Source organism: Archangium violaceum (genome assembly GCF_016887565.1).
Taxonomy (GTDB): domain Bacteria; phylum Myxococcota; class Myxococcia; order Myxococcales; family Myxococcaceae; genus Archangium; species Archangium violaceum_B.
In genome coordinates this window covers 9,988,709-10,009,634 of record NZ_CP069396.1, presented here as the reverse complement: position 1 = coordinate 10,009,634, position 20,926 = coordinate 9,988,709, and the positions used below count along the sequence as shown (strand labels likewise).

The following is a 20,926-nucleotide window of genomic DNA, read 5'->3' as shown; positions in this document are numbered from 1 at the left end:
CTTCTCCGTCGTGACGGGTCTCGTGAGCGCCGCTGACCGCATGACCCAACGGGTTGTGTGGGCTCCTGGCGGCGCCATTGTTGGCGATGTGTCTTCTGTGCAGAATGCGACACCCCTCCCGTGGGCGGGCCAGGTGGATGGCCCGGCCGCGTCGACATGGCTCGGACATCATGAACGGAACACCCCGCTTGAACGATGCGTCCACGCTGGTTGAGCTGCTCGAGCTCAGGGCTTCGGTGCGAGGAGGGCAGCGTCTCTACACGTTCCTGGCGGATGACGGGACCGAAGAAGGGGCGCTGAGTTACGAGGAGCTGGATCGGCGCGCGCGGAGGATCGCCGCGGTGCTCCAGGAGGGAAAGGCCCGGGGTGAGCGGGTGGTGCTCCTGTACCCGCCCGGGTTGGACTACGTGGCGGGTTTCTTCGGCTGCCTGTACGCGGGCGCGGTGGCGGTACCCGCCTACCCGCCCGACCCCTCGCGGCTCGAGCGCACGCTCCCTCGGCTGCGCGCCATCATCCGCGATGCGCGGGCCAGCGTGGTGCTGACGACCTCGTTCGTGCGGGGCCTGGGGGAGATGCTCTTCGAGCAGGCGCCGGATCTGGCCGAGCTGCGCTGGGTGGCCACGGACGAGCTGCCCGAGGGCGGTGAGCAGGCGTGGCGGCGGCCGGAGATGACGGGGGAGTCGCTGGCGTTCCTCCAGTACACCTCGGGCTCCACGGGCACCCCCAAGGGGGTGATGCTCAGCCACTCCAATCTGCTGCACAACCTGGGACTCATCCGGGGCGCCTTCGGCGCACGGACGGACAGCGTGGGCGTCATCTGGCTGCCGCCCTACCACGACATGGGGCTCATCGGAGGCATCCTCGAGCCGCTGTACGTGGGACTGCACACGGCGCTGCTCTCTCCGCTCTCCTTCCTGCGCCAGCCGCGGCTCTGGCTGGAAGCCATCACCCGCTACGGGGGGACGATCAGCGGCGGCCCCAACTTCGCATTCGACTTGTGCGTGCGGAGGATTCCTCCCGCGGCGCGTGAAGGCCTGGACCTGAGCAGCTGGAAGGTGGCCTTCTGCGGCGCGGAGCCGATCCGCCCGCGGACGCTCGAGCGCTTCGAGGAGGCGTTCGGCCCCCACGGCTTCCGCCGGCAGGCCTTCTACGCGTGCTACGGGCTCGCGGAGGCCACCCTCATCGTCTCCGGTGGGCTCGAGGACGAGCCACCCGTGCTGCGGGCCGTGGACGCGGCGGCGCTGGAGCGCAACGAGGTGCGGCCCCTGGAGCCGGGGAGCCCCGGAGCGCAGCCGTTCGTCGGCTGCGGCCGCGCGCTCGAGGAGCTCCAGGTCGCCATCGTCGAGCCGGAGTCGGGGCGGCGCTGCCCTCCGGGCACGGTGGGAGAGATCTGGGTGTCGGGGTCGAGCGTGGCCCATGGCTACTGGCAGCGGCCCGAGGAGACGGAGCGGGCGTTCCACGCGCGGATCTCCGGTGAGGAGGGGCCCACCTTCCTGCGCACCGGGGACCTGGGCTTCCTCCAGCAGGGCGAGCTCTTCGTCACCGGGCGCCTCAAGGATCTGATCATCCTGCGCGGGCGTAACCTCTACCCGCAGGACCTGGAGCAGACGGTGGAGCAGAGCCACCCGGCGTTGCGGCCGGGCAGCGGCGCCGCGTTCTCCGTGGACGTGGGCGGCGAGGAGCGGCTCGTCGTCGTCCAGGAAGTGGATGCGCGCCGGCAGCCCGCACCGACCGAAGAGGTGGTGGGCGCCATCCGCCAGCGCCTGGCGGAGCTGCACGAGGTACAGCCCCACGCCGTGGTGCTGGTCGAGCCAGGGAGCACGCCGAAGACCTCCAGCGGGAAGATCCAGCGGCGGGCCTGCCGGGCCGCGTTCCTCGAAGGCGACCTGCGGGAGGTGGGCGCCTGGCGCGAGGGCGACAGGTCCGAGACTCCCGCGAGCGAGGCCACTCCCCATGAGGTTGTCCAGACACCCACCACCCCCGAGGAGGTGGAGGCGTGGCTGGTGGCCCGGCTCGCGGCGCGGGTGGGCGAGCGCCCCGAGACGGTGGATCCGGAGGTTCCCGCCACCCGCTACGGCCTGGACTCGCTGGCCGCCGTCGAGCTGACGCACGAGGTGGAGCAGGTGCTGGGCGTGGCCCTGCCCATGGAGTTGCTGCTGCAGGGCGAGAGCCTCCGGGCCCTGGCGCGGCGCATCGTCGAGGCGCGTGGAGGCCAGTCCTCGGGGACGCGCGCGCCCCAGGTGCGCCGGCTGGCGGAGAGCCAGGGGCCGCTCTCGTTCGAGCAGCAGCGGCTGTGGTTCCTGGATCAGCTCGAGCCCGGGAGCACCGCCTACGTCATCCCCGCCGTGCTGCGGTTGAGGGGAGCGCTGGACGTGGGGGCGCTGGAGCGGAGTCTCGAGGAGGTGGTGCGGCGCCACGAGGCGCTGAGGACCACGTTCCCGGTGGTGGAGGGCCGCCCGGTGCAGGTGGTGGGCCCGGTGCCGCCGTCGCGGTTGGAGGTGGAGTCGCTCGAGGGGCTGCCGGAGGCGGAGCGGGACGCGGAGGCGCTGCGGCGGGCCCGTGAGCAGGTGCGCCAGCCGTTCCAGCTGGCCGAGGGTCCGTTGCTGCGCGCCCGGCTGCTGAGGCTGTCCGAGCGCGAGCACCTGCTGGTGCTGGCCATGCACCACATCGTCTCCGACGGCTGGTCCATGGGCGTGCTCATGCGCGAGGTGGCGGCGCTCTACGGCGCGCTGCGCGAGGGCCAGCCGACCGCGCTGCCCGCGCTGCCCGTGCAGTACACGGACTACGCGCGCTGGCAGCGGGAGTGGTTGCGGGGCGAGGTGCTCGAGACCCAGCTCGATTATTGGAGGCGGCAGCTCGCCGGCGCGCCCCAGACGCTGGCGCTGCCCACGGACCTGCCTCGACCGGCGGTGCGGAGCTCTCGCGGCGCTCATCATCCGGTGCACCTGCCCTGGTCCCTGGCGGAGGCCATCGAGGCCCTGGCCCGGCGCGAGGGGGTCACTCCCTTCATGGTGCTGCTGGCCGCCTTCCAGACGGTGCTCTACCGCTACTCGGGGCAGGAGGACATCAGCGTGGGCTCGCCCGTGGCCGGGCGCGGCCGTCCCGAGCTGGCGGGGCTGGTGGGTCTCTTCATCAACACGCTCGTGTTGCGCACCCGCCTCTCCGGACAGATTTCCTTCCGGGAACTGCTCGGCCGCGTCCGCGAGGTCATGGGGGGCGCCTACGCCCACCAGGACGTGCCCTTCGAGCTGCTGGTGCAGGCGCTGCAACCGGCGCGCTCCCAGAGCCACTCGCCCCTCTTCCAGGTCATGCTCATCCTCCAGCGCTCGCCGCAGGAGGGGCCCGAGCTGGCGGGGCTCGAGTCGCGTCTGGAGGACGTCCACACGGGGGCGTCCATGTTCGACCTGACGCTCAGCCTGGGCTCTGGCGCGCGTGGCCTGGAGGGAGCCTTCGAGTACAGCACGGACCTGTTCCATGCCTCGACGGTGGAGCGCCTGGCGACGCACCTGCGCACGCTGCTGGAGGCCGCCGTGGCGGAGCCCGAGCAGCGGCTGTCCGCGCTGCCGCTGCTGCCGGAGGAGGAGCGGCGGCGGGTGCTGGTGGCGTGGAACGAGACGCGGCGGGAGTACGCGGCGGACTGCATCCACGAGCAGTTCGCGGCGCAGGTGGCGCGCACGCCCGACGCGGTGGCGGTGGTGTGCGGCGAGGAGTCCCTGTCGTACCGGGAGCTGGCGCGGCGGGTGGATGCGCTGGCTCGGCGGTTGCGCGCGCTGGGCGTGGGGCCGGACACGGTGGTGGGGTTGTGTGTCCGCCGCTCGCCGGAGATGGTGGTGGGCCTGCTGGGCATCCTCCAGGCCGGCGGTGCCTACCTGCCGCTCGACCCGGGCTACCCCGCCGAGCGGCTGGCCTTCATGCTCCAGGACTCCGGGGCGCGGCTGCTGCTCACGCAGCGGGCGCTGGCCGGCACGCTGCCCGCCGAGGGCGTGCGGGTGGTGTCGCTGGATGAGGCGGACGCGGGCGGAGCTGTGCCCACCGCGACGGGTGGGTCGGGGCCGGACAACCTGGCCTATGTGCTCTACACCTCGGGCTCCACGGGCAGGCCCAAGGGCGTGCTGGTGCAGCACCGCAACGTGGCCAACTTCTTCGCCGGCATGGACGAGCGGCTCGACACGCGCCCCGGGGGAACCTGGCTGGCGGTGACGAGCATCTCCTTCGACATCTCCGTGCTCGAGCTGCTGTGGACGCTCTCCCGCGGCTTCAAGGTGGTGGTGCACGGCGAGGAGGTGGCGGATGGCTCGGTGACGGCGGCGCTGCGCCGGCATGGCGCCACGCATCTGCAGTGCACTCCGTCGCTGGCGCGGGCGCTGCTGCTCGAGCCGGGCGCCGCCGAGGGCCTGGGGGGACTGCGTCAGTTCCTCGTGGGCGGCGAGGCCCTGCCCTCCGAGCTGGCCGAGAAGCTGCGGCGGTTCGTGCCGGGGCGGCTGATCAACATGTACGGCCCCACGGAGACCACCGTCTGGTCCTCCACCCACCGCGTGGACGAGGCGCCGGGGGCAGTGCCGATTGGAACGCCCATCGCGAACACGGGGCTGTACGTGCTGGACGGGCACCTGCGGCCGGTGCCCACGGGCGTGGCGGGCGAGCTGTACATCGGCGGAGCCGGCGTGGTGCGCGGCTACCTGGGGCGGCCGGAGCTGACGGCGGAGCGCTTCGTTCCCCATCCCTTCGGCGAGCCCGGTGCGCGCCTCTACCGCACGGGAGACGTGGCGCGGTGGCGGGCGGATGGCACGGTGGAGTTTCTCGGGCGCGCGGACAACCAGGTGAAGCTGCGCGGCTTCCGCATCGAGCTGGGGGAGATCGAATCGGTGCTGGCGCGCCACCCCGGAGTGAGGGCCGCGGTGGTGTCCACCTGGACGCCGGCCCCGGGAGACGTGCGGCTGGTGGCCTACCTCGTGCCGGGCTCGGGGCAGGCGCTGGATACGGGAGCGCTGCGCGAGCTCGTCCGGCAGGGGCTGCCCGAGTACATGGTGCCCTCGGCCTTCGTGGTGCTCGAGGCCCTGCCGCTCACGCCCAATGGCAAGGTGGATCGCAAGGCGCTGCCCGCGCCGGAGGGAGCCGGGCTGGAGCCCCGGAGCTTCGTCGCGCCGCGCACGCCCACCGAGCAACTGCTGGCCGGGCTCTGGGCGCGGGTGCTGGGCGTGGAGCGGGTGGGGCTGCATGACGACTTCTTCGAGCTGGGCGGGCACTCGCTGCTGGCCACCCAGCTGTTCTCGGCCATCCGCCAGGCCTTCCAGGTAGAGCTGCCGCTGCGCGATCTGTTCGCGGCGCCCACCGTGGCCGGACTGGCCGAGCGCGTGGACGCGGCGGTGCGCGCGGGAGCACTCCAGGAGCAGGTGCCGCTGCGCGCGAGCCGGCACGAGGGGCCGGTGGCGCTCTCCTTCGGCCAGCAGCGGCTGTGGTTCCTGGACCGGATGGAGCCGGGCAACCCCGCCTACAACGTTCCGGGGGCGGTGCGTCTCGAGGGCCGGCTGGACGTGGCGGCGCTCGAGGGGGCGCTGCGCGAGTTGTCGCGGCGCCACGAGGTGCTCCGGGCCACCTTCCACGAGCGGGCGGAGGAGGCCGTGCAGGTCACCTCGGCGCCGCCGGAGGGGTGGCGGCTGGAGGTCGTGGACCTGGGGACGCTGCCCGAGGCCGGGCGCGAGGCCGAGGCACGGCGTCTCGCCACCGAGGAGGCCCGGAAGTCCTTCGACCTGGGCCGTGGGCCGCTGATGCGGGCCCGGCTGCTGCGGCTGGGCGAGCGCGAGCACGTGCTGCTGCTGGTGCTGCACCACATCGTCTCGGACGGCTGGTCGCTGGGAGTGCTCGTGCGGGAGGTGGGGCGGCTGTACGGCGCGCTCACCGAGGGCCGGGAGCCGGTGCTGCCGGCGCTGCCGGTGCAGTACGCGGACTACGCGGTGTGGCAGCGCGAGTGGCTGCGCGGCCCCGTGCTGGAGTCACAGCTCGAGTACTGGCGCCAGCGGCTCGCGGGAGCGCCGCCGGTGCTGGAGCTGCCGACGGACAGGCCTCGTCCGCCCGAGCAGTCCTTCCGTGGAGCCAGCCTGCCAGTGAGGCTCTCGCGCGAGCTGTCCGAGCGCGTGCGGGCGCTGGCCCAGGCCGAGGGCTCTACCCCCTTCATGGTGCTGCTGGCGGCGTTGCAGGTGGTGCTCTACCGGTACTCGGGGCAGGAGGACCTGTGCGTGGGCTCGCCGGTGTCGGGGCGCAACCGCACCGAGCTGGAGGGGCTGGTGGGCCTCTTCATCAACACGCTGGTGCTGCGCACGCGGGTGGCGCCAGGGCTCCGGCTGCGCGAGCTGCTGGCGCGCGTGCGCGAGGCGACGCTGGAGGCCTACGCCCACCAGGACGTGCCCTTCGAGCGGCTGGTGGATGAGCTGAAGCTCCCTCGGCGCCTGGGTCACTCGCCGCTGTTCCAGGTGATGCTGGCCTTCCAGCAGCAGGAGCTGCTGCCCGAGCAGACCCTGCCAGGGCTTCGTGCGCACCTGCTGCCGGTGGATGCCGGCACGTCCCGTTTCGACCTGAGCCTGTCGCTGACGGACTCGGCGGAGGGCTTCCAGGGAAGCCTGGAGTACAGCACCGATCTGTTCGAGCGCGACACCGTCGAGCGGCTGAGCGGGCACCTGATGCAGGTGCTCGCGACGTTCGTGGCGCACCCCGAGCGGAGGGTGGAGGAGGTGGAGGTGCTGACGGAGCAGGAGCGTCAGCGGGTGCTGGTGGAGTGGAACCAGACGGAGGTTGAGTACCCGAGCGACACGGTGGTGGCGGAGTTCGAGAGGCAGGTGGAGGCGAGGCGGGGAGCGGTGGCGGTGGAGTTTGGAGAGGAGCGCCTGACGTACGGGGAGCTGGAGGAGCGGGCCAACCGGCTGGCGCAGTACCTGCGCAAGAGGGGAGTGGGGGCGGAGGCGAGGGTGGCGCTGTGCGTGGAGCGCGGCGTGGAGCTGGTGGTGGCGCTGGTGGGAATCGTGAAGGCGGGAGGGTGCTACGTGCCGCTGGAGGCCAGCTACCCGAGGGAGCGCCTGGAGCAGATGGTGGGGGAGGCGCAGGCGGGGGTGGTGGTGACGGAGAGCAAGCACCTGGGAGTGCTGCCGGTGGAGGGGCGGCGCGTGGTGGTGCTGGATTTGGAGCGGGAGGAGATTGGCCGCGAGTCCACCCAGAGGGTGGAGAGCGGAGTGGGGCCGAGGAACCTGGCGTACATCGACTTCACGTCGGGCAGTACGGGCAAGCCCAAGGGAGTGTGCACGGAGCACCGAGGGGTGCTGAGGACGGTGAAGGGGGTGGACTACGCGCACCTGGGGCCGGAGGAGACATTCCTGCTCATAGCGCCGGTGACGTTCGACGCCTCGACGCTGGAGGTGTGGGGCAGCCTGCTCAACGGAGGAAGGCTGGTGGTGTACCCGCCGCAGCCGCCCGGGGACGTGAAGGAGTTGGAGGGGGTGCTGAAGAAGCACGGGGTGACGACGCTGCACCTGACGGCGGGACTGTTCGCGCAGATGGTGGAGGGGAACCTGGAGGGGCTGCGAGGAGTGAGGCAGCTGCTGACGGGAGGAGACGTGGTGTCGGCGCCGCACGTGAGGAGGGTGCTGGGAGAGCTGAAGGTGCCAGTGACGGCGTGCTACGGACCGACGGAGGGCACGCTCTTCACCAGCTGCTGGCGAATGGAGGAGCAGGGGCAGGAAGGGGCGGTGGTGCCGATTGGGCGGCCGATAGGAAACACGCAGGTGTATGTGCTGGACGAGCACATGAGGCCGGTGGCGGTGGGGGTGAGGGGAGAGCTGTACGTGGGAGGAGACGGACTGGCGCGAGGCTACCTGGCCAATCCGGAGCAGACGGCGGAGAAGTTCGTGCCCAATCCCTTCAGCACGAAGGAAGGGGAGAGGCTCTACCGCACCGGGGACATGGTGAGGTGGAGGGGAGACGGGGTGCTGGAGTTCCTGGGGCGGCGGGACACGCAGGTGAAGGTGCGTGGATTCCGCATCGAGCTGGGGGAGGTTGAGGGAGCGCTGCTGGAGCACCCGTGGGTGAAGGAAGCGGTGGTGGTGGCGAGGGGAGAGGGAGCGCAGGACAAGAGGTTGGTGGGGTACGTGGTGGGCGGGGCGGAAGGGTGGCCCGGAGTGGAGGGGCTGAGAGAGCACATGAAGAAGAGGGTGCCGGAGTACATGGTGCCCTCGGCGTTCATGAGGCTGGAGGCGATGCCGCTCACGTCCAACGGCAAGGTGGACCGCAAGGCGCTGCCCGCGCTGGAGGCGGTACGGCCGGAGCTGGAGCGGGAGTACGTGGCGCCGCGGAACGACACCGAGCAGCGCCTGGCCGACGTCTGGGCTCAGGTGCTCGGGTTGGATCGTGTGGGCGTGCACGACAACTTCTTCGCTCTGGGTGGTGACTCGATCCTCAGCCTGCAATTGGTGGCGAAGGCGAGGCAGCGAGGCTTGCAGGTGACGCCGCGTCAGCTGTTCCAGCGGCAGACGGTGGCGGAGCTGGCGGAGGTGGTGGGGCAGGGAGCCGGAGTGGAGGCGTGGCAGGGCGTGGTGGAAGGCCCCGTCAGGCCGACGGCGATCCAGAAGTGGTTCCTGGAGCAGGAGTGGGAGGAGCCCGCGCACTTCAACCAGGCGTTGTTGCTGGAGGTGAAGCAGCGGCTGGACGTGGGTCGGCTGGAAGAGGCGCTGCAGCGGGTGGTGGAGCACCACGACGCGCTGCGGATGCGTTTCGTGCGGGAAGAGGGCGGGTGGAGGCAGGAGAACGCGGGCCTGGGCGCGAAGGTGAAGGTGCGCCGGGTGGACCTGTCTGGCATTGCCGACGAAGCGCAGGCCAATGCGTTGCGGACAGTGGGCGGGGAGGTGCAGCGGAGCCTGGAATTGGGCTCGGGAGTGCTGCTGAGGGCGGCGCTCATCGAGCGCGGCCAGGGGAGGAGCGCTCGGCTGTTGCTGGTGGCGCACCACCTGGTGGTGGATGGCGTCTCGTGGCGGGTGCTGGTGGAGGACCTGGAGCGGGCCTACGCGCAGCTGGAGAAAGGCCAGAAGGTCGAGCTGCCGGCGAAGACGACGTCCTTCAAGGAGTGGTCGGAGAAGCTGTGGGCGTACGCGCGGGGTGAGGGGCTGGGGAAGGAGAAGGCGTACTGGGAGGAGAGGTCGAGAGGGTTCGGGAAGCTGCCGGTGGACCGTGAGGGCGGCGGGAACCGCGTGGCTTCCGAGAGAAGCGTGGCGGTGAAGCTGGGGGCGGAGAAGACGAAGGCGCTGCTGCAGGAAGTGCCTGGGGCGTACCGCGCTCGGCCGGAGGAAGTGCTGCTGGGAGCGCTGGGGCAGGTGCTCGCGCGCTGGACGAAGCAGGGGCGGGTGGCGGTGGAGGTGGAGGGCCACGGGCGCGAGGAAGTGGTCTCGGGCGTGGATGTGTCGAGGACCGTGGGCTGGTTCACGACGGTGTATCCGGTGGTGATGGAAGTGAAGCCCGGCGCCAGGGGCGCGGAGGCGGTGAGGGCGGCGAAGGAGGCGGTGCGTCGGGTGCCTGGAAAGGGCCTGGGCTACGGACTGCTGAGGCACGTGCGAGAGGGGGAGGGCCGGCTCGCGGGCGTCGAGACGGCGCAGGTGAGCTTCAACTACCTGGGACAGCTCGACTCGGCGGTGGCGGAGTCCTCGCGCTTCGGACTGGCGCTGGAGGACGTGGGCCCGTCGCGGAGCCCGAGGGGCCAGCGTGGCCACCTGCTGGATGTGACGGTGGTGGTGGTGGGCGGAGAGCTGCGGGTGACGTGGACGTACAGCGAGGAGGTCCACGAGCGGGGGACGGTGGAGCGCCTGGCGAAGGAGTGGCTGGAGGCGCTCGAGGAGGTGGTGGAGGGGAGGGGCAGCGCGGAGGCGGGGAGGTACACGGGAGTGGACTTCCCGCTGGCGGGGGTGAGTGGAGAGGAACTGGAGCGGGTGCTGAAGGGGCGGGAGGGAGTGGAGGAGGTGTACCCGCTGTCGGCGCTGCAGCAGGGTCTGCTGTTCCACGCGCAGATGGAGCCCGGGTCGGGGCTGTATGTGGAGCAGATGTCGTGGGAGGTGAATGGAGCGCTGGAGGTGGATGCGTTCCGTCGGGCGTGGGAGGGCGTGCTGGCGCGGACGGCGGTGTTGCGCACGAGCTTCGTCTGGGACGAGCTGAAGGAGCCGTTGCAGGTAGTGCAGGAGCGGGTGGCGCTGCCCTTCGAGGAGAGGGATTGGAGGGGACTGAGCGCGCGGGAGCAGGAGGAGAAGCTCCAGGAGTACCTGCGAGAGGACAGGGCGAGAGGCTTCGAGCTGGGGAAGGCGCCGCTGATGAGGGTGGCGCTGATGAGGGTGGGGGAGAAAGCGTACCGGTGCGTGTGGACGCACCACCACCTGCTGCTGGACGGGTGGAGCCTGGGTCTGGTGCTGGGCGATCTCTTCTCCACCTACGAGGCGCTCGTGGGTGGGCAGGCGCCGCATGGCCAGAAGAGGCCGGAGTACCGGGAGTACATCGCCTGGCTGGGGCGGCAAGGGCTGGGCGAGGCGGAGGCGTACTGGCGCGAGCAGCTGAAGGGCTTCCGCGCGCCGACGCCGCTGCCGCTGGAGAAGAGGTCAGGAGCACAGGGCCAGGGCGAGTGGGTGCTGGAGCTGACGAAGGAGGAGACGTCGGCGCTGCAGGGGTATGCGCAGAAGCAGCAGGTGACGGTGAACACGCTAGTGCAGGGAGCGTGGGCGTTGGTGCTGAGCCGGCACGCGGGGGAGGAGGACGTGGTGTTCGGGGCGACGGTGGCGGGAAGGCCGCCGGAGCTGGAGGGAGTGGGGGAGATGGTGGGCCTGTTCATCAACACGCTACCGGTGCGTGTGAAGGTGGAGGGCGGCGCGCGTGTGGAGTCGTGGTTGAAGGAGATGCAGAGGCGGCAGGCGGAGCAGAGGCAGTACGAGCACAGTCCGCTGGTGAGGGTGCAGGGCTGGAGCGAGGTGGCGAGAGGAACGCCGCTGTTCGAGAGCCTGCTGGTGTTCGAGAACTACCCGGTGGACGCGGCGCTGAGGGCGCAGGCGAAGCGGCTGGACGCGCGGGATGTGCGGCTGGAGGAGCGCACGAACTACGCGCTGACGGCCTCGGTGGTGCCTGGAGACGCGCTGCGGTTGAAGCTCGCCTACTCGGGTGAACGCTTCGAGGAGGCGGGCGCGCGGGAGCTGGTGGGCCAGTGGAAGGCGGCGCTGCAAGGGCTCGTCGCGAATACCGAGCGGAGGGTGGAGGAGGTGGAGGTGCTGACGGAGCAGGAGCGTCAGCGGGTGCTGGTGGAGTGGAACCAGACGGAGGTTGAGTACCCGAGCGACACGGTGGTGGCGGAGTTCGAGAGGCAGGTGGAGGCGAGGCGGGGAGCGGTGGCGGTGGAGTTTGGAGAGGAGCGCCTGACGTACGGGGAGCTGGAGGAGCGGGCCAACCGGCTGGCGCAGTACCTGCGCAAGAGGGGAGTGGGGGCGGAGGCGAGGGTGGCGCTGTGCGTGGAGCGCGGCGTGGAGCTGGTGGTGGCGCTGGTGGGAATCGTGAAGGCGGGAGGGTGCTACGTGCCGCTGGAGGCCAGCTACCCGAGGGAGCGCCTGGAGCAGATGGTGGGGGAGGCGCAGGCGGGGGTGGTGGTGACGGAGAGCAAGCACCTGGGAGTGCTGCCGGTGGAGGGGCGGCGCGTGGTGGTGCTGGATTTGGAGCGGGAGGAGATTGGCCGCGAGTCCACCCAGAGGGTGGAGAGCGGAGTGGGGCCGAGGAACCTGGCGTACATCGACTTCACGTCGGGCAGTACGGGCAAGCCCAAGGGAGTGTGCACGGAGCACCGAGGGGTGCTGAGGACGGTGAAGGGGGTGGACTACGCGCACCTGGGGCCGGAGGAGACATTCCTGCTCATAGCGCCGGTGACGTTCGACGCCTCGACGCTGGAGGTGTGGGGCAGCCTGCTCAACGGAGGAAGGCTGGTGGTGTACCCGCCGCAGCCGCCCGGGGACGTGAAGGAGTTGGAGGGGGTGCTGAAGAAGCACGGGGTGACGACGCTGCACCTGACGGCGGGACTGTTCGCGCAGATGGTGGAGGGGAACCTGGAGGGGCTGCGAGGAGTGAGGCAGCTGCTGACGGGAGGAGACGTGGTGTCGGCGCCGCACGTGAGGAGGGTGTTGGGAGAGCTGAAGGTGCCGGTGACGGCGTGCTACGGCCCGACGGAGAGCACGCTGTTCACGAGCTGCTGGAGGATGGAGGAGGAGGGGCAGGAAGGGGCGGTGGTGCCGATTGGGAGGCCGATAGGAAACACGCAGGTGTACGTGCTGGACGAGCACATGAGGCCTGTGGCGGTGGGAGTGAGGGGAGAGCTGTACGTGGGAGGAGACGGACTGGCGCGTGGCTACCTGGCCAATCCGGAGCAGACGGCGGAGAAGTTCGTGCCCAACCCCTTCAGCACGAAGGAAGGGGAGAGGCTCTACCGGACCGGAGACGTGGTGAGGTGGAGGGGAGACGGGGTGCTGGAGTTCCTGGGACGCCAGGACACGCAGGTGAAGGTGCGAGGCTTCCGAATTGAGCTGGCGGAAGTGGAAGGAGCACTGCTGGAGCACCCGTGGGTGAAGGAAGCGGTGGTGGTGGCGAGGGGAGAGGGAGCGCAGGGCAAGAGGCTGGTGGGGTACGTGGTGGGGAAGGAGGAGGGTTGGCCCGGCGTAGAAGGGCTGAGAGAGCACATGAAGAAGAGGGTGCCGGAGTACATGGTGCCCTCGGCGTACATGAAGCTGGAAGCGATGCCGCTCACGTCCAACGGCAAGGTGGACCGCAAAGCCCTGCCTGCCCTGGAGGCGGTGCTGCCGGAGCGCGAGTACGTGGCGCCGCGCAACGAGGTGGAGCGACTCGTGGCGGGTGCCTGGGAGCAGGTGCTGGGAGTCGAGCGCGTCGGCGCCCGGGACAACTTCTTCGAGCTGGGCGGGCACTCGCTGCTGGCCACCCAGGCGGTCTCCCGTCTGCGCAACACGCTGCGGGCGAACGTGGCGCTCAAGGATCTCTTCGACGCGCCCACCGTGGAGGAACTGGCGGTGCGTCTCCGGTCGGCCGCGCAGGTCGACCTGTCCCTGTTGCCACCCACGCTCCGACGCGCCGAGCGCAACCGCCCGCTGCCGCTGTCCTTCGCGCAACAGCGGCTGTGGTTCCTCGACCAGCTCATGCCGGGCACCTCGCTGTACATCATCCCGGCCGCCCTGCGCTTCGAGGGCCAGCTCGACGTGGCGGCGCTGGAGGCCAGCTTCCAGGCGCTCGCGGCGCGTCACGAGGTGCTGCGCACCACCTTCCAGGGCCGCGATGGCCAGGTGTTCCAGGTCATCGCTCCCGAGCCGCTCCAACGGCTGGAGGTGGTGGACCTCACCACGCTGCCCGAGAGCGAGCGCGAGTCCGCGGCCCTGCGGCGTGCCGCCGAGGAGGCCCAGCGCCCCTTCGACCTGGCGCGTGGCCCCCTCCTGCGCACGCTCCTGTTGAAGCTGGACGAGACCGTGCACGTCCTCGTGCTCACGGTGCACCACTCCATTTCGGATGCCTGGTCCACCAGCATCCTCGTGCGAGAGATCGCCGAGCTGTATGACGCCACCGTGCGGCATCAGCCGTCCTGGCTGCCCGCGCTGTCCCTGCAGTACGCCGACTTCGCGGTGTGGCAGCGCGAGTGGCTCCAGGGCGAGGCGCTCGAGGCCCAGCTCGCCTGGTGGCGCCAGCAACTCGAGGGTGCTCCCCCCGCGCTGGAGCTCCCCACCGATCGGCTCCGCCCCCCGGCGCAGACCTACCGCGGCGCCAACCAGCGCCTCCTGCTCCCCAAGGCGCTCTCGGACGCCCTCCACGCGCTCTGCCGTGCCGAGGGGGTCACCCCCTTCATGGTGCTGCTGGCCACGTACCAGACCCTGCTCCACCGCTACTCCGGACAGGGCGACATCTGCGTGGGAACCCCTATCGCCGGGCGCAACCACCCCGAGACCGAGCCGCTCCTCGGGTGCTTCGTCAACACCCTGGTGCTGCGCGCCCGCATGGCCGGCAACCCCCGCTTCCGCGAGCTGCTCCACCAGGTGCGTGACACCACGCTCGGCGCCTATGCCCACCAGGACGTGCCCTTCGAGAAGCTCGTCGATGCGCTCGCGCCCGATCGCGACCTCGGACGCTCTCCTCTCTTCCAGGCGATGCTCGTCCTCCAGAACGCCCCGGGTCCCGATCTGCACCTCCCGGGACTGGACCTGAGCGTCGTCGACCTCGAGCCGCGCACCGCCCAGTTCGACCTCACCCTCACCTTCGTCGAGACCGCGGACGGCTTCTCCGCCAACTTCAACTACAACACCGACCTCTTCGACGCGGCCACCGTGAGCCGCATGGCGGAACACCTGTGCGTGCTGCTGGAGGGCGTGGTGTCCTCGCCGGGGACTCGCCTGTCCGAGCTGCCACTGCTCACCGACGCGGAGCGCCACCAGCTCCTGGGGGAGTGGAGCGGCCCTCGCACGGCCTACCCCGGTGACACCTGCCTCCACACGTGGTTCGAGCAGCAGGTGGAGCGCGCCCCCGACGCACGGGCCGTCACCTTCCAGGGCGAGCACCTCACCTACCGCGAGCTCAACCAGCGCGCGAACCGGCTGGCGCACCACCTGCGCCGGCTGGGCGTGGGTCCGGACGAAGTGGTCGCCCTGTGCCTGGAGCGCTCGCTGGAGATGGTGGTGGGCATCCTGGGCATCCTCAAGGCCGGCGGCGCGTACCTGCCGTTGGATCCGGCCTACCCGAGCGAGCGTCTGGCCTTCATGCTCGAGGACTCGGGGGCTCGCGTGGTGGTGACGCAGCGGAGCGCCTCCGGCCACCTGCCGGAGCACCGCGCCTCGGTGGTGCTGCTGGAGGGCGCCGGGTCGCTCGCGGACGAGTGCGACGACAACCCCGTGCCGCTCGCCTCGCCGGGCAACCTCGCCTACGTCATCTACACCTCGGGCTCCACGGGCCGGCCCAAGGGCGTGCTCATCGAGCACGCCAACGTGGCGCGGCTCTTCACCGCGACGGAGCCCTGGTACCACTTCGACGCTCGGGACGTGTGGACGCTCTTCCACTCGTACGCGTTCGACTTCTCTGTCTGGGAGCTGTGGGGCGCGCTGCTGTACGGCGGGCGCCTGGTCGTGGTGCCCTTCCTGACGAGCCGCTCGCCGGCGGACTTCCTGAGGCTGCTGGAGCAGGAGCGCGTCACCGTGCTCAACCAGACGCCGTCGGCGTTCTACACGCTGGTGGCCGCGGCCGAGGAGGCCGACGCGGGGTCCAACTCCCTGCGCCTGGTCATCTTCGGTGGCGAGGCGTTGGATCCCCAGCGCCTGCGCCCGTGGGTGGCGCGGTACGGTGCCAGGCCGGTGCTCGTCAACATGTACGGCATCACCGAGACGACGGTGCACGTGAGCTACCGGCCGCTGGTGGAGTCGCTGGAGGGCCTGACGGCGAGCGTGATCGGCGGCCCCATCCCGGACCTGCGGCTGTACCTGCTGGACGAGGGGATGAGGCCCGTGCCGGTGGGCGTGCCGGGGGAGATCTACGTGGGAGGCGCGGGCCTGGCCCGTGGCTACCTGGGCCGGCCGGAGCTGACCGCCACGCGCTTCGTGCCCGATCCATTCGAGGGCGGGGGACAGCGGCTGTACCGCAGTGGAGACCTCGCGCGCTTCCGCCCCAATGGTGACATCGAGTACCTGGGCCGCATCGACGCGCAGGTGAAGATCCGCGGCTTCCGCATCGAGCTGGGGGAGATCGAAGCGGCGCTGGCCCGTCACCCCCGGGTGGGCGAGGTCACCGTGCTGGTCCGGCAGGATGGGCCCGGCGAGAAGCGGCTCGTGGCCTACCTGGTGGGCCGGGACGGAGCCGCTCCCGACGCCGCCGAGCTGCGCACCCTGCTGCGCGCGCACCTGCCCGAGTACATGGTGCCCGCGGCCTTCGTGACGCTCGAGTCGATGCCGCTGACGACCAACGGCAAGTTGGATCGCAAGGCCCTGCCGGCCCCCGAGAGCATCCAGCCCCAGGGCCGCGTCTGGCTGGCGCCGCGCACGCCCAACGAGGTGCTGCTCGCGGAGGTCTGGGCCCGCGTGCTCCGCGTGGAGCGCGTCGGCGTGGACGATAACTTCTTCGAGCTGGGCGGCGACTCCATCCTCAGCATCCAGGTCGTCGCGCAGGCCACCCAGGCCGGCCTGAGCATCACCCCCACCCAGCTCTTCCAGAACCAGACGCTCGCCGCGCTGGCCCGGGTGGCCGTGCCGCTCGCCCAGGTGCGCGAGGAGGAGGCCCCCGCCCCGGGCCTCGTCCCCCTCACCCCCATCCAGCGCTGGTTCTTCGCCCGCGAGCTGCCCGACCCCCACCACTTCAACCAGTCGGTGCTGCTGAGCACGCGCGAGCCGCTCGACGCCTCCCTGCTGGAGCAGGTGCTCCAGTCCCTGGTGGAGCACCATGACTCGCTGCGCCTGCGCTTCGCCCGCTCGGAGCAGGGCTGGCGGCAGGAGCTCGCCGAGCCCGTCCCCGTGCGCCTGCGGGGGGTGGACCTGTCCTCACTGCCGGAGGCCCGGCAGTCCGAGGCCCTCGCCGCCGCGGCCGCCGAGCTGCAGGCGGGCTTCGACCTGAGCTGGGGCCCGCTGCTGGGCGCCGCCCTCTTCGACCTGGGCGCTGGCCGTCCGGGCCGGCTGCTGCTCGTCCTCCACCACCTGGTGGTGGACGGTGTGTCGTGGCGCGTGCTCCTGGAGGACCTGGAGCTGGCCTACCTGCGTCGGCTCCGGGGCGAGCCCGTGTCCCTGCCGCGCAGGACGACGGCCTTCGCGTCCTGGGCCCGCCGGTTGGAGACGTACGCGCTGTCGGAGCAGGCGCAGGGGGAGCGCGCCCGCTGGCTGGCGGAGCTGCGCGAGCCGGTGCGCTCGCTGCCTCGCGACACGCCGGGCGGCCTCAACTCGCGCGACTCCGTGCACAACGTGGTGGTGTCGCTCGAGCCCGAGCAGACGCGGTTGCTGTTGGGCGAAGTGCCGGCCGCCTACCACGCCCGCATCGACGAGGTGCTGCTGGCGGCGCTCGCTCGCGGCCTGGAGCGGTGGATGGGCGCGGGGGAGCTGCGGGTCGAGCTGGAGGGCCACGGACGCGAGCCGCCCTTCGAGGGCGTGGACCTGTCTCGCACCGTGGGCTGGTTCACCACGCTCTACCCGGTGCGGCTGCCCCTGCGCGACGCGGAGCCGGCCGAGCTGGTGCGCTCCGTGCGCGAGGCGCTGCGGCGCGTGCCGGGCGGTGGCTTCGGCTACGGCCTGCTGCGCTACCAGCCGCCCGCCGAGGTGCTGGAGTCCTCGGCGGAGGTGGCCTTCAACTACCTGGGCCAGTTCGACGCCATGGCGGAGGCCTCGAGCCTCTTCCGTCCGGCCTCGGAGCCCATGGGCCCCACCCAGGGCAACACGGGCCCGCGCAGCCATGTGCTCGAGGTGACGGGGCTCGTGCTGGGCGGACGCCTGGAGATCTCCTGGGCCTACAGCGAGACGCTCCACTCGCGCGGCACCATCGAGGCGCTCGCCCAGGGCTTCCTCCTGGCGCTGCGCGAGCTCATCTCCCGGCGCGAGGAGCCGGGCGCCGCGCGCTACCTGCCCTCGGACTTCCCGCTCGCCCGGGTGGACGAGGCCACGCTCGCCCAGGTGGTGCGTCAGGTGCCGCGGCTGGAGGACCTCTATCCGCTCTCGCCCCTGCAGCAGGGCCTGCTCTTCCACGCGCTGCTGTCTCCGGACTCGGGCGTCTACGTCCAGCACCTCGCGTGGAGCTTCCATGCCCCGGTGCGGCTCGATGCCTTCCGCCGAGCATGGGAGACGGTGGTGGAGCGCCACCCCATCCTCCGCACCGCCTTCCTCTGGGAGAACCTCCCCGAGCCGCTCCAGGCCGTCCAGGACCGGGTGGAGCTGCCGTGGCGGGAGCATGACTGGCGCGACACTCCGCCCGCCGAGCTGCCGGCGCGTCTGAAAGCCTTCCTCCACGAGGACGGCACCCGCGGCCTCGAGCTGTCGCGCGCGCCGCTGCTGCGGCTCGCGGTGCTCCGGTTGCCGGGAGAGGTGCTGCGCTTCGTCTGGACCTTCCACCACCTGCTGCTGGATGGCTGGAGCATGGGTCTGGTGCTGCGCGAGCTCTTCGAGAGCTACGAGGCCCTCGCCCAGGGCCGAGAGCCCGCCCTGCGCCGCACGCCGCCCTACCGCGACTACATGGCGTGGCTGGCGCGTCAGGAGCTCTCCAGCGCCGAGTCCTTCTGGCGCGAGGCGCTGGCGGGCTTCTCCGCGCCCACGCCGCTTCCCGGTGCCCGGCCCGGCCGGCCGGAGGAGTCCGGCGAGGTGGTGGAGCGCGAGCTGCACCTGCCCACCGAGGCGACCACGGCGCTCAACGCCTTCGCGCGCCAGCACCAGCTCACCCTCAACACCCTCGTGCAAGGTGCGTGGGCCCTGGTGCTCGGCCGCTACGCGGGCACGGAGGACGTCGTCTTCGGCACCACCGTGGCTGGACGCCCTCCGGAGCTGCCGGACGTCGAGTCCATGGTGGGACTCTTCCTCAACACCCTGCCGGTGCGCGTCCGCCTGCCGGCGGGAGAGCGGGTGCTGCCGTGGTTGCGGCGCATCCAGGCCCGCCAGCTCGAGCTCGGTCAGCGCGAGCACCTGCCCCTGGTGCGGCTCCAGTCCTGGAGCGAGCTGCCTCCTGGCACGCCTCTCTTCGAGAGCTTCCTCGTCTTCGAGAACTACCCGGTGGATGCCTCGCTGAAGGATCGGGCAGGGGCACTCGACGTGAGGGACCTGTACGGCAGCGATCGGACGAACTACCCGCTCGCGGCGACGGCGGTGCCCCACGCGCGGCTGCTGCTCAAGCTCGCCTACGACACCTCGCGCTTCGCGCCGGACACCATCGGCCGGCTGCTGGAGCACTGGCGCCAGGTGCTGGAGGAGCTGGTGGCGCGGCCCGAGCAGCGGCTGAACGAGCTGTCCCTGCTGTCCTCCGCCGAGCGTCACCAGCTCCTCGTGGAGTGGAACGACACGCGCACGGAGCTGCCGCCCGAGCCGTTGGCCCACCGTCTCTTCGAGGCGCTGGCGGCGCGCACGCCGGAGGCCATCGCGATCAGCTACGAGGGCGCACACCTCACCTACCGCGAGCTGGATCGGCGCTCCAACCAGCTCGCGCACCACCTGCGTGGCCTGGGCGTGGGCCCGGAGGTGCGCGTGGGCCTGTGCGTGGACCGCTCGCTGGAGCTGGTGGTGGGCATGCTCGGCGTGCTCAAGGCCGGCGGCGCCTGGGTACCGTTGGATCCGGCCTACCCGCAGGAGCGGCTGGCCTTCATGCTCGGTGAGGCGGGAGCCCCCGTGCTGCTCACCCAGCGGCCCCTGCTGGACAGGCTGCCCCCCTACAGTGGCCACCGGCTGTGCCTGGACGCGGACGCGGCGGAGCTCGCCCGTCACCCGGAGCATCCGCCCGAGCCGGGCGTCGGGCCCGACAACGCCGCCTACGTCATCTTCACCTCCGGCTCCACCGGCAAGCCCAAGGGCGTGCTGCTCACGCACCGGGGCCTGTGCAACACCGCGCTGGCGGCGGCGAGCACGCACGGGGTGAAGCCCGAGAGCCGGGTGCTGCAGTTCGCGGCCCTGGGCTTCGACGCCTCGGTGTGCGAGGTCTTCTCCACGCTGCTGGCGGGCGCCCGGCTGTGCCTGGCGCCGCGCGAGTCCCTGCTGCCGGGGCCCTCGCTGCGCGAGCTGCTGGTGGACCAGCACATCACCCATGTCACCCTGACGCCCTCGGTGCTCGCCCAGCTCGAGCCGGAGGGACTGACGGAGCTGGGCACCGTCATCTCCGCGGGCGAGGCGTGCACGCCGGAGCTGGCGCGCCGCTGGAGCGTGGGCCGGCGCCTGCTCAACGCGTACGGGCCCACCGAGGTCACCGTCTGCGCCACCCTCAACGCCGCGCTGGACGTGGAGCGCCCCACGCTCGGTCTGCCCTTCCCCAACGTGGAGCTCTACGTGCTGGACGAGCACCTGGGGCTGGTGCCGCCGGGCATCCCCGGGGAGCTGTATGTGGGCGGAGTGGGCCTGGCGCGTGGCTACGTGGGACGTCCGGACCTCACGGCCGAGCGCTTCATCCCGAACCCCTTCAGCCAGGAGCCCGGCCGCAGGCTGTACCGCACGGGGGACCGGGTCCGCTTCCTGCCGGGCCGGGAGCTGGAGTTCCTCGGCCGGGTGGACGACCAGGTGAAGCTGCGCGGCATCCGCGTGGAGCCGGGCGAGGTGGCGGCGGTGCTCGCCGGCCACCCCTCGGTGCGCGAGGCCGCGGTGGTGGCTCGCGAGGACACTCCGGGCCTGCACCGGCTGGTTGCCTACGTGGTGGCCGCCGAGGGACAGACCCCCGAGCCCGGGGCGTTGCGCTCCTTCCTGCGCGGGCTGTTGCCCGAGCACATGGTGCCCGCGGCCTTCGTGGCGCTACCGGCCCTGCCGCTCACCCCCAACGGCAAGCTGGATCGCCGCGCCCTGCCGGCACCCGGCTCCGAGCGGCCCCAGCTCGCCCGCACCTACGAGCCTCCCCGCACCGACTCCGAGCGCCGTCTGGCGCAGATCTGGTCGGAGGTGCTGGGCGTCCAGCAGGTGGGCCTGCACGACGACTTCTTCGAGCTGGGAGGCCACTCCCTGCTCGCCACCCGCGCCCTCGCGCGCATCCGCGCCGAGTTCCGGGTGGACTTCCCCCTGCGCCGGCTCTTCGAGAGCCCCACCATCGCCACCCTCTCCACCTTCCTGGTACAGCAGCAGGCCGATGAAGCCGCCCCTGATGAGCTGGAAGCCATGCTCGCGGAGCTGGAGCAGCTCTCGCAGGACGAGGCCGAATCGCTGCTGGTGACCGACGACACCGATTCTCAAGAGGACTGACA

The 20,926-nt window shown here is 71.6% G+C and carries 1 protein-coding gene; it reads left to right on the top strand.

Annotated elements, in window-relative coordinates; translation table 11 throughout:
- The first annotated feature begins 170 nt into the window (after positions 1-170).
- Positions 171-20,924, top strand: coding sequence for a non-ribosomal peptide synthase/polyketide synthase (locus tag JRI60_RS39820; RefSeq protein ID WP_430384344.1), 20,754 nt, complete (start codon positions 171-173; stop codon positions 20,922-20,924).
- Positions 20,925-20,926 lie beyond the last annotated feature (2 nt).

Coding starts and splice junctions, on each gene's coding strand:
- JRI60_RS39820 (WP_430384344.1), top strand. CDS start 171: ATGAACGGAACACCCCGCTTGAACGATGCGTCCACGCTGGTTGAGCTG.